General features: G+C 44.2%; 10 protein-coding genes. 5 read left to right on the top strand and 5 right to left on the bottom strand.

The features are described 5' to 3' along the window. Positions 1 to 360: 360 nt before the first annotated feature. Positions 361 to 1,056 carry a substrate-binding periplasmic protein gene (locus L4C37_RS06670; protein ID WP_429768188.1) on the top strand — a complete coding sequence of 232 codons (696 nt, stop codon included), beginning with the start codon at positions 361 to 363 and terminating at the stop codon, positions 1,054 to 1,056. Between the two features lie 76 nt (positions 1,057 to 1,132). Here the strand turns inward: L4C37_RS06670 and L4C37_RS06665 are convergent, their stop codons facing one another. The 3 genes from L4C37_RS06665 to L4C37_RS06655 form a co-directional block, all read right to left on the bottom strand. Then, positions 1,133 to 2,311 carry a MalY/PatB family protein gene (locus tag L4C37_RS06665; protein ID WP_429768187.1) on the bottom strand — a complete coding sequence of 393 codons (1,179 nt, stop codon included), beginning with the start codon at positions 2,309 to 2,311 and terminating at the stop codon, positions 1,133 to 1,135. 76 nt (positions 2,312 to 2,387) lie between these two features. After that, entirely contained in the window at positions 2,388 to 2,744 is a 357-nt protein-coding gene (locus L4C37_RS06660; RefSeq protein WP_429768186.1) for a nuclear transport factor 2 family protein, read from the bottom strand. Positions 2,745 to 2,789: 45 nt separating this feature from the next. Beyond that, complete coding sequence (locus L4C37_RS06655; protein ID WP_429768185.1) at positions 2,790 to 3,701, bottom strand: DMT family transporter; 912 nt, start codon at positions 3,699 to 3,701, stop codon at positions 2,790 to 2,792. A gap of 104 nt (positions 3,702 to 3,805) precedes the next feature. Here L4C37_RS06655 and L4C37_RS06650 point away from each other — a divergent pair, with 104 nt between their 5' ends. Continuing rightward, on the top strand, positions 3,806 to 4,699 hold the full coding sequence (locus L4C37_RS06650) for a LysR family transcriptional regulator (RefSeq protein ID WP_429768184.1): 894 nt from the start codon (positions 3,806 to 3,808) through the stop codon (positions 4,697 to 4,699). Positions 4,700 to 4,749: 50 nt separating this feature from the next. Here L4C37_RS06650 and L4C37_RS06645 read toward each other — a convergent pair whose 3' ends face one another. Next, a complete protein-coding gene (locus L4C37_RS06645; protein ID WP_273293415.1) occupies positions 4,750 to 6,615 on the bottom strand; it encodes a fructose-specific PTS transporter subunit EIIC in 1,866 nt (621 codons plus the stop codon). A gap of 282 nt (positions 6,616 to 6,897) precedes the next feature. On the opposite strand from L4C37_RS06645, the gene L4C37_RS06640 reads away from it, so the two are divergent. Continuing rightward, positions 6,898 to 7,218, top strand: a complete 321-nt coding sequence (locus L4C37_RS06640) for a PTS fructose transporter subunit IIB (protein WP_137372866.1) — start codon at positions 6,898 to 6,900, stop codon at positions 7,216 to 7,218. Between the two features lie 8 nt (positions 7,219 to 7,226). After that, positions 7,227 to 8,000 (top strand): PTS sugar transporter subunit IIA, encoded by a 774-nt coding sequence (locus L4C37_RS06635; RefSeq protein ID WP_273293414.1) that lies wholly within the window; start codon positions 7,227 to 7,229, stop codon positions 7,998 to 8,000. 146 nt (positions 8,001 to 8,146) lie between these two features. On the opposite strand, the gene L4C37_RS06630 is transcribed toward L4C37_RS06635, so the two are convergent. Next, positions 8,147 to 8,986, bottom strand: a complete 840-nt coding sequence (locus tag L4C37_RS06630; RefSeq protein ID WP_137372864.1) for a helix-turn-helix transcriptional regulator — start codon at positions 8,984 to 8,986, stop codon at positions 8,147 to 8,149. Positions 8,987 to 9,364: 378 nt separating this feature from the next. Between L4C37_RS06630 and L4C37_RS06625 the strand changes: the two genes are divergently transcribed. Continuing rightward, the gene (locus L4C37_RS06625) at positions 9,365 to 11,269 is read left to right on the top strand and encodes a PTS fructose transporter subunit IIABC (protein WP_429768183.1); all 1,905 of its coding nucleotides are present in this window, start codon (positions 9,365 to 9,367) and stop codon (positions 11,267 to 11,269) included. The last annotated feature ends 31 nt before the right edge of the window (positions 11,270 to 11,300 follow it).

Below are 11,300 nucleotides of genomic sequence, written 5' to 3'. Positions count from 1 at the left end.
AGGCACTGCAATTAGTTCATAGACTTATTGTTAGTGTTAATCACTTCACGCTTATAATGATGATGGTCAGTAATAAGGAATTATACAAGCAACTCATCCTCATTCATTCGAAGAGAAGCACCGTAACTTTGCCCCTACTCTTTTTAGCGAATAGGCACTCAATAATTAGCTAATAACCAAATTTATTTTCGAATGAAAAAAACGAACGATTCACTATCTGAGAAACCGGTAAAAGGGTGTGAAGAATAAGCAATGGAACTTACTCTTTGATGATTTTGAAAAATATAGAAGGGACAATCATAGTTCCATCATTTAGAGACTATAATGAATGAAAAGCTTGTTTAAGGTGTAAATATCAACATGATAAGTAGATTCTTTCTATTAGCTGTAACACTTCTGATTTCTCTTAAGTCATATTCGTTTGAAGATATGTTCTTTATCGTCCCTGTTTTTCCGCCTTACACTCAATTAGACTCTGACTCCCTTCCCTCAGGCATTGGAACAGATGCAGTCAAACAAGTTCTGGATTCTATGGGAGTTAATTATACGATTACTATATCGTCGAACCATGGTCGCGCATTACAAGAGGTCCGAAAGCAACATTCTGACGGTTTCTTTATGGCATCACAAAATTCAGAACGAGATAAATACGCTGAGTTTTCAGAGCCTTTAATGTCCAACCGCTGGGTTTGGGTTATTCGCCAAGAAAATGCGCAAAACTTTAACCCCAGCGATCCAATGTTTAAAAAACGCTCGACAGTCGCGAGCTTGCTCAATACCAACACACACCACTGGTTAAAAGTCAGTGGCTTTACATCTGTACACGCTGCCACATCAGTTCGAAGTCTTAAAGATAAGCTAGATTCAGGAACAATAACTGCCATATTAATTGCTGAAATGACTTTTCTTGATACCGTGAACCAGATAAGTGATTACGAAATCATCTTAGAACAAGAGAAAGAGTTTGGTCTTTATATTTCTAAGCATTTCCTAAGTAATAACCCAGGTTTTATGTCCAAGCTGAATCAAGCAATCCGGACATATCGGGAGCACTAGCTCCCTTTTAAAAGTCTCGGTATATTCACAGCTAGTGAGCATTAAAGTTCACCTACATAAACTTTGATAACTGCACTTACTTATTCAAATTTATAACCGCACTTTTCAGTAACTCCAATGATGCTTGAATTTGCTCCAGAGGTGCAGCAAAGTTCATGCGATAGAAGTTGGTGTCTGGTTCGCCGAACCAGGTTCCCGGTGTTAATGCCATTTTTGCATCATTCACTAGTAATGTTTTGAGCGCTCCGGTTTCTAGATCCAAACCAGTAAAATCGAACCATATTTGGTTAGTACCTTCTGGCTTAAACACTTTCACATGTGGCATATGCTGTGAAATAAAGTCCATAATCCAGTCACGGTTGTTTTGTGTGTATTCAACAAATTGGTTGAACCACTCTTCTCCGTGTTGATATGCGGCTATCGTTGCGTAAGTAGTAAATGCATTGCCGTGGTCAAGCGACATTGAAGCAACCGTTGCTTTAATTGCATCTTTTAATTCACTGTTTGTAGTGTAAATATAGCCATTCGAAATACTATTAAGACCAAAGTTCTTTGCTGGCGAGCCAATAATTGTGATGGTGTTTTCGTAATCAAAAGAAGCGATGCTAGTGAAATCTGCTCCGTCAAAGACGATATCGCCATGCACCTCGTCACTCACAATGAGTGTTTGAGTTTTCTCAGCAATCTCTACAATTTTTTCAAGTTCATATTTTGACCAAACGCGACCTACAGGATTGTGAGGGTTACATAGCAATACCATTTTCACGTTTTCGTCACGAAGCTGGTTTTCAAAAGCTTCATAGTCCATCACATAACGATCATTCTCGATTTTTAGCGTATTACTAATAGCGGTTCTTCCTGCTGATTCAATTAAGCGTCGAAACTGATGATAAACCGGAGTCTGGATAAGTACCCCTTCGCCTTTTTCTGTGAACTCACGAATGAGTAATGCAATCGCACTTAGTACACCTGGCACTTGAACAAACGATTTCATGTCAAGCGTCAAACCATGACGCTTTTTATTCCAAGCAGAGATCCCTGCAAATACGGTCTCTGAGTCAAACTCATAGGAATAAGTCTCGCGGCTTACCAAATGCTGCATAGCTTGAGTGATTGGAGAAGCAATTGGAAACTCCATATCTGCAATCCAATATGGAGTAACTTCATCTGAGCCGTAAACTTGGCTTAGCATATCGCTATCGTGTTTGATAAATTTATTCGCGGCGGTTGGGTTGTTTGTAAAGGCTTTAAACATGATTTCTTCTCTGCATTTTTGGTTCGTACTTATAAGACGAATAAACCGCGCAAAAGATGCAAAATATTTTCAGGTATTACAATTCAGAGACATCCGCGAAGATTTTATATTGATGTATCAAGCCCTGCTTGAAAGATAAGAAGGTCGCAAACTTGGCGACATGCGCGCTGCCATTCAGGCGTACATAATCAACTTGCCCCTCACACGCAACCGTATCATCGTTTACGTAAATCCCAGAAAATGTATGTGTCATTGATTCAATTGATCCAAAGAACGCAGTGTTAACTGCTTCGACGGCTGGCTTCCCAACTACTGGCTCCGCGTTCGAAAAATGAAATGACACGTCATCATGCAGTAATGCCATTAAGGCGTGGACATCCTTTTGGTCGACGACTTGATATAGATATTTGGTCTGTTCGATTAATAGTGACATATATGTTGCTCCTTTGTGTTTGAACTAAATTGGCTTTAAACGAGATTAAGATTTAGCGTGATTAAATAAGTACAGGCTTACCAACAACAGAATGACTGCTGCGATCAATTGCAGCGTTAATGGCTCGCCATACCACGAGATCCCAATAGATACACCAACCACAGTCACCACATTCCCCACTTGGCTAAAGCCCAGCCCATCGGTGATCCGTTGAAAACGAAACGTCAGTAAATAACTGAGTGCTGATAAGCTTGCCATGAGTGCCAGTACGCCAGTTCCGTTTGAAATGAATTCACCTTCAACCGCCTGTGTAAACGGAAGCCATATCATGCTCTGAAGTGTCAGCATCCCAGCAGCCAGAACAATTGGATTGGCAAGAGGAGGAAACGCGCGACTGCGATAGACATTACCAGCAGCCAAAAATATGGGTACGAGTAGCGCAATAGCCAGCGCTGACCATGGGGATGAAGTGTTCATTTGTGGTGACAAAGTCACAGAGAGTGCGGCAATGAACCCAACCATGATTCCGAGCACTTTTCGCAAGGTTAGTGAGGAACCTTGAAAAGGTAAGGTAAACAGCAAGGTAAAAATGGGCGACAAAGTAACGAGTACACTGAACGTACTGGTATTGAGTGATTGCAGGGCATAGGTCGACGCAAGATTTGGGATTGCGACACCCAGTAAGCCAGCCCAAAGATAATAACGGTAATGCACCAATGCCGTTCGGTTGAGCTGACCTCTAATCACCAATAACGTCATTAACAATATAGCAGCACCTGCCATCGGTATTATTGCGACATCAATCGGTGGAATACCAATGGTTACAGAATATTTGGCTAATGCAAAATTTACGGCAACAAGGCTGCCAATGCTGACCACATATAACGGAGACTGAAATTGCCGACCAATATCATTCAGATGCCTTCTTACCGTTAACGGTTTTATCAGTGATTTCATGTTTTACTCTATAGATTGGAGTCGATGAAATCAGCATAAAAGACCTAGATTGATTAGAGAATAGGCTCTACACTCTCCACACCGTATCCAATTTGGCGACAATCATGCAGCACTTAGACGCTATTCCTTATTTCCTTGCGGTGGTAAAGCATTCAAGCTTTGCGGGCGCAGCGCGTGAACTGGGCGTGTCACGTTCGGCAGTAAACAAACGGGTGATCCAATTAGAGTCAAGCCTTGGAGTGCGTTTGCTGCACCGCACTACGCGGCAAGTATCGCTTACTGAATCCGGTGAGCAGTTTTATGATCACCTCACCAAAGCCAATTATTGGCTGAAAAAAGCTGAAGATGCAGCAACCAGTCAACAAGATCAGGCAATTGGCACATTGCGGGTTAATGCGCCAATGTCTTTTGGTCGTCTTGTATTAGCCCCTCTCATCCCACAATTTCTTAAACGCTATCCTCATATTCACATCGACATGACGATGGATGATGGTTACGTCGATATTGTCGAAGGCGGGTATGATGTAGCGATTCGAGCTGGGGATTTAAATGACTCGAGTTTAGTGGCGAAGCGATTAACCAGCGTCCGTAGCGTCATCTGCGCTTCTCCTACGTATTTTGATGAGAATGGTTTATCTACGCCAACCGAGATCGGTGAACTCAGTACGTATAACGCTTTGCTTTATCGTCATGCATCTGAGAGTGCCGAGTGGTTTTTTGGTCACCAAGATCAAGTGACCAGTGTTGTTGTAAAAGGAAATTACCGAGTCAACAACAGCGAGGCATTACTGTGTGCGACAATCGCAGGGCTTGGGATTGCTAGGCTCCCCGACTTTATCGCCAATGCCCCAATTCAGTCGGGACAATTGCTGCCTTTGTTTCCTAACTATTTGATGCCAGAGAAAAATGTCTATGCTTTGTTTCCCGAGCGAGACCCTATGCCACTCAAATTACGATTGTTCATCGATTTCCTTGCAGCTGAACTCAATGACCGTTGAACGTCTATGATGTTTTAGCTTCAGACTTATCATTAACATTAGTTTTAGCCTTAGATTTTCCTCATAATCAAAGCCTGTGCATTGAGCATCGCTTCTTTGGTGCTGACATCTAAGGTTTTAACGTTAGCAAAGCGTTCGACCTCTTTAATCGCCACATCATGGGCAAAGATCACCAATCTTGCCTTTTCAATGTCCCTCTGCGTAATGCGATTGTCTACTCCATTGGCACCTTGTGTTTCAACTTTAATTCGAACTCCAAGATGATGAGCCGCCTTTTCCAAAGACTTTGCCGCGAGAAAAGTGTGCGCGACACCTGATGGGCAAGAAGTAATCGCAAGTACATCGGCTTGCCCTTCTTCCGTCACCGAGCCACCCAGAGATTGGTGTAAACGCTCATCGCTTTCGACCACGTTCTTTTTCAGTAATATCACTATTAGAGCTGTTGTTAGAGCCCCTGCTAATGTCCCGACGATATAGCCAATCTTGCCATCAACCACAGGCAGAACAATCCAGCCGCCCCAAGGGGCATGGTTCACAACATGGAACATAAAACCGACTACGTTACCAACAATACCACCAGCAACAACAGCAGGTAAAACACGCGCAGGATCAGCGGCGGCAAAAGGAATCGCACCTTCACTTATGCCGATCATACCCATGATTCCTGCGGCTTTTCCTGCTTCGCGTTCATCTCGTTTAAACTTCTTTGGAGAGATGAAAGTCGCCAATGCCATACCCAAAGGTGGCGTACAAATCGCAATTCCGACGCCGCCCATTAGCCAGGGTTGAGTATTCACCTGAGTTTGGGCAAACAGCGTCGCGACTTTGTTGATAGGACCGCCCATATCAAAGGCCGTCATCGCACCTAGAATACTGCCTAATAACATTTTTCCTGATCCTGCCATGCCAGTAAGCATTTGGTTCATCTCAAGCATCACTTGGGCAATCGGCGAGCCAATCACCCACATCACAGCACCACACGTAACAAAGGTGCCGACAAGCGGATAAATAAAGATCGAACTCAGCGAGATCATACTGTCTGGTAGTTTGATCTTCTTGAGTAAATTGACCACAAAGCCCGCAAAAAAACCAACCACTATCGCACCGAGGAAACCAGTATTATATTGATCCACGGCGACCCAAGAACCAATCATACCGGGCGCCAAACCCGGCTTATCTGCCATTGAATACGCGATATAACCACCGAGTACGGCAGTAAACAAAGTTAAACCCGCAATACCCATTTGTGCGATGTCAGCCAGAACGCCACTTTCAGGCACAGCGCCGTGACCAGAGATCATCACAGACAGAGACAAAAGCACACCACCCGCGACCACGAATGGGATCATATGTGACGTGCCGTATAAGAGATGTTCTTTGAGACGATTAAGTGATTGAGCCCAAGGGCTTAGAGGCTCGCTGTACGCTTCTTGATGATTTGAGACATAGCTATCGAAGGATTCAGAATTAGCTTCGAGAAACAGTTCTTGAGCCTCTTCCACCGACTCAACTGCCTTTAATTTTGTAACAAAGTCATCTTCAATCAGTTTAGTCGAGATCTGAGCCAACACCTCGATATGATGGTCATCATTGTTGTCAGGAGAAGCGAGCATGAAGAACACATCAGACAGTTCTCCACCGTCTGCACCATAATCAATACCGGAACGGCTGATACCCACCGCGACAGCAGGTTTCGCTACGGCACAACTTTTCGCATGTGGAATCGCAATTCCATCATCAAAGCCGGTGTTACCAATCGCCTCACGCTTCCAAATATCATCAAGGAATTCACTTTTACTGGAGAGTTTGCCAGCACGGTCAAGCAGTTCAACAAGCTCTTCAAATACCGCTTGTTTAGAGTCTGCCTTTAAATCCAGACAGATAATCTCCGGCTCTATAATGTCAGTGATGTCCATGTGCTGCCTCGTTCGAGTACCAATTTAAGTAAATGAGATAAAGAGGTTAATGAGATGAAAAGATTAACGGTGTGAGGGCACTCATTATATAGGACGAAAGGTGCATTAACTGGATATTTGTAACCAAGAATCGAGAGTGTGACGTCCACCTTTGAATTAAAAACGGTAATCCATAAAATTCACAGATTACTATAAAGATCTTGCTACTCTAGTCATCTAGTCATCTAGTCATCTAGTCATCTAGTCACCAGAGAATAAGCCGAGATTAAACCGAGAAGAACAATGAGAATTGTAGCGGTAACTGCGTGCCCTACAGGCATTGCGCACACCTATATGGCTGCTGATGCACTAAATAAAACGGCCCCTAAATTCAACGTCTCAATTAAGGTTGAGACACAGGGGGCTATGGGTATTGAAAACCTACTATCTGCACAGGACATTGCCCTAGCGGACAAAGTGTTGATCGTCTCTGATATCGATATCGAACAGCCAGACCGATTTGAAACCTCTAAAACCATATTTGTCCCAATGGAAGAGGTACTACTGAGCGTGGATAAAGTCTTTATTAAGTATTGTCGCGACATAAAAAGCAATCGAGCCTAACTCTCGGTATGAATGAATATCAGATTACCTTCTTCGTTAACGATCCTGCCGCGAATTCACACGTCGCGCAGCCTCTTACTCGCTTAGCGAAGAAGTTCAAAAGCAACATCCGCATTATCAACATCACTCAAAACCGAACTGCCGATCTGTCCCAATCTGTTGCGATGTTACAAGTAGGCTTACTTCGTGGAGATTTGTGTCAGATCACCGCCGTTGGTATTGATGCAGAGCTGGCGTGTTTTGTATTAAAAGACGTGATTGCCGAGCATTACGACATGGTTGGCTCTCAAGTGAACCATGAATTTTCTAACGATTTAATTCAGCGTATGCCGCAGATTTGCCCACCTTGTGACATCAAATGGCACCATGCCAAAGCGCAAACTGAACTGACCAAATTTGAATGCTTAAAAGGGCTTGCTCATTTGGTTTATCCAGAAGACCCAGATGAACTGATTCTGGCGTTTATTAAGCGAGAGGAGCGTTCGTCGACGTGTGTATCACCTGGAATTGCTTTACCTCATGTGATGTTTGAGTCGACTCAAGATCTCTCTATTGCTGTTATCGTCAGTGACAGCCCAATTGATTGGGCATCGCAGATAGGTCAAGTGCATGTTGCCATCGCACTCGTTCTTCCAACAAGACCGCAACGCGAACACATTGTAGCTGCCACCAATTTAACGAGAAATCTACTCCACGATCAGGTAAATGAGCGCCTGCAAAAAACCAGAAGCAGTGTCGATTTACAAGCGCTGCTGATGTATATCTCATCTCGCTTGCTTTAACACTTTTTGCCCTGGCTTTCTTACTAAATCAATAATCTACTAAATCAACAACCTAACAACTCGATAGCCTACTAACTTGATATCCTACTCAACTCGAACGTTCGGCTTAACTCAACAGCGCAGGTTTATGAAATGAAACTGGCTCGCTAAATAGAACCTCTGTATTCAGTTGGTGTTCTTCCAGTTCGATTTTTAAATACTCGACAGAAGTAATTCACATCCTTAAAGCCACAACGTACTGCCACTTCATTAAGCTTGAAATTGTACTTCTTAAGCATGAACTTGGCGCGGTCAACTCGCACGCGGGTGATATATTCAGCCAGCGTCATATGACCTTGTTGGCGAAACATACGCGACAAATGGTTGGATGAAATACTAAAGCGTGAAGCAATGCTGTCTCGGGTGATTTGACGGTGGAAGTTCTCTTGAATATAGATACAAATACCCTGATACACATCCTGCACCCGGCTATGAGATTTTTCGACGGGTGCTTCTAACATCGTCTTGCTGTATTGAAGTAAAGCTTGCAGCAATAACTCGTCCATAGGTTGCTTGTTGCTCTCTCTCGCTAATGAGCTGAGCGCCTCCAAAATGTTATCAATCGCGAACCCAGATCGAGTCTGAATACTGTGCTTTTGAATATCATAAAAGCTCTCCTCGCCTTTGCGCTTACTCACCAAACTTAAACCCAGCTGACGACGACCAAACAACATACTCAATACCGAGCAGTCCGTGTCCCAATTCGGTTTATTCCAACAGTTAGGCGGAATAAAAATCGCGTCTCCAGCTTTGGCTATGACATTGGTGATTTTGCGGTCATGGCTTTCCATTTCATTGACATACTCTCCATCAAGCACCAGTTCTAAGCGCGGAAAATTCACCTGATAGCTACATGCTGATGGCGTGTGAAAATCCCCAGCAAACCAGATGTTATGCAATGGCTCACGCTCATTTAACACTGAGGAAATTAAGTCATGAAATATCATTATTCGAACTCTTATGGGCAGCAATGAGGCTACGCCAATAGATATACCTGTAAGTGAAACATAGCGCTATTGAGCAAAATCACAATTTGAGATCTGTGTTACAAAAATCCAGTAATGGAAATAAATATCCAGCCATAAAACTGATATACCTCATTACATCTCAAACAAGTAACTACGCTACATCCCTTATATTTAAAAGCCTTAACACCCCGTAAGTCTTGTCAATACAGGTCTAAGAATGGTCGACCGCTCGATCAAAATCACACTCCATCAATCACGCAACAATCATCCAGTAAATGCGTTTTTTCTTCACTACAGAAGGCAAGTAATCAATTTCAAAATACCCCTAACAAAATAAAAACAAAGTAGGGGTTCATTATGATCACGACATTGATCAATCAAGATTTGATTAAGCTTTCGCTTAGCGCCAATTCAAAAGAAGAAGTTTTTAAAGAGCTGATAGATGTGCTTTACGCGCAAGGCAGAATTTCAGACAAAGCGCAATTTCTTGCCGATATTAAGGCAAGAGAAGAACAAGGTAATACAGGGTTTGAAGAAGGTATTGCCCTGCCACACGCAAAAAGCAGCGCGGTTATCAAACCAGCCGTTGTTATCGGTGTTCACAAACAGGGTATTGAGTACGGCGCAGATGATGGTCAGCCATCAAAGCTGTTCTTTATGATTGCCTCTCCAGATGGTGGCGATAATCACCATATTGAAGTACTGGCAGAGCTATCTTCAAAACTGATTGAAGAAGGTTTTATCGAAAACTTCATGAATGCCGGCTCTGAACAAGAGGCTTTGGAACTACTGCTTAAAAAGCCTGAACCATCCGCAACCGAAATTAACGTTGAGAATCAAGGCTTCATCATAGGTGTGACAGGCTGCCCAGCTGGCGTTGCACACACTTACTTAGCAGCCGAAGCACTAGAGAAAGGCGCTGCGGCTCTTGGCTACGATATTAAGGTCGAAACCAACGGTTCAATTGGTGTTAAAAACAGCCCGACTCAAGAAGAGATCGAACGTGCAGATGCGATTGTGGTGGCTTGTGACAAACAAGTCGACATGGCTCGCTTTGTCGGAAAACGCGTCATCAGCACCAACGTAAAAGCGCCAATCAAAGACGCACAAGGCTTAATTAAACAAGCACTCAGTGCGCCAAGCTACCAAGCAGAACAAACACCGAACAACCAATCTGTCGCAGAAAAAGCCTCACAAGCGCGTTCAGACCTTTACCGCTACTTGATGAATGGCGTATCTCACATGATCCCATTCGTGGTAACAGGCGGTCTTTTGATTGCGCTTGCACTGGCAATTGGCGGCGAGCCAAGTGAATCCGGCATGGCGATTCCAGCAGGCAGCATGTGGAACCAAATTCTAGAAGTGGGCGTGGTTGCGTTCACCCTAATGATCCCAATCTTGGCTGGCTACATTGCTTACGCGATTGCCGACCGCCCTGCCCTAACCCCAGGTTTGATTGGCGGTTGGATTGCAAACAACGGCTCTTTCTACGGCGCAGATGCTGGTACGGGTTTCATTGGCGCGATCATCGCAGGTCTATTGGTAGGTTACTTCGTTAAATGGATCACCTCGTTTAACTACCACAAGTTCGTTCAACCGCTTGTGCCTATCATGATCGCTCCGATCACTGGCTCTTTGTTCATCGCAGGTCTGTTCATCTTTGTGATTGGCGCACCTATCGCTGGGCTAATGGATGCTCTTACTGCACTGCTAACTAGCATGAGTACAGGCAACGTGGTTCTGCTTGGCATCGTATTGGGTGGTATGGCTGGTTTCGATATGGGCGGACCATTCAACAAGGTGGCATTCCTATTCTCAGTTGGCATGATTGCCAGCGGTCAGACTCAATTCATGGGTGCGATGGCGTGTGCAATCCCTGTGGCTCCACTCGGTATGGCTATCGCAACCAGACTTGGCCGCAAGTTCGACCTGTTCGAATCTTCTGAAATTGAAGCCGGCAAAGCAGCAGGCGCGATGGGTTTGGTGGGTATCTCTGAAGGTGCGATTCCTTTCGCCGCTCAAGACCCAATGTCGGTTATCCCAGCCAACGTGCTTGGTTCAATGACTGCAGCGGTTATGGCGTTCTCATTCGGCATCACCAACAGCGTTGCTCACGGTGGCCCCGTTGTGGCTCTACTAGGCGCAATGAATTACCCAATGCTGGCTCTTCTGTGCATGGCATCAGGTGCAGGTGTGACTGCTGTTACTTGTATCGCGCTTAAAAACCTACGCAAAGCCAAGCTAATGACAGCAGCGGCTTAAGCCATTTCAACTCCAATGGCTTGAGCCCCTC

The sequence above is a fragment of the Vibrio kagoshimensis genome (genome assembly GCF_050337535.1).
Lineage (GTDB): Bacteria > Pseudomonadota > Gammaproteobacteria > Enterobacterales > Vibrionaceae > Vibrio > Vibrio gallaecicus.
This window is presented reverse-complemented; position numbering and strand designations above follow the sequence as displayed.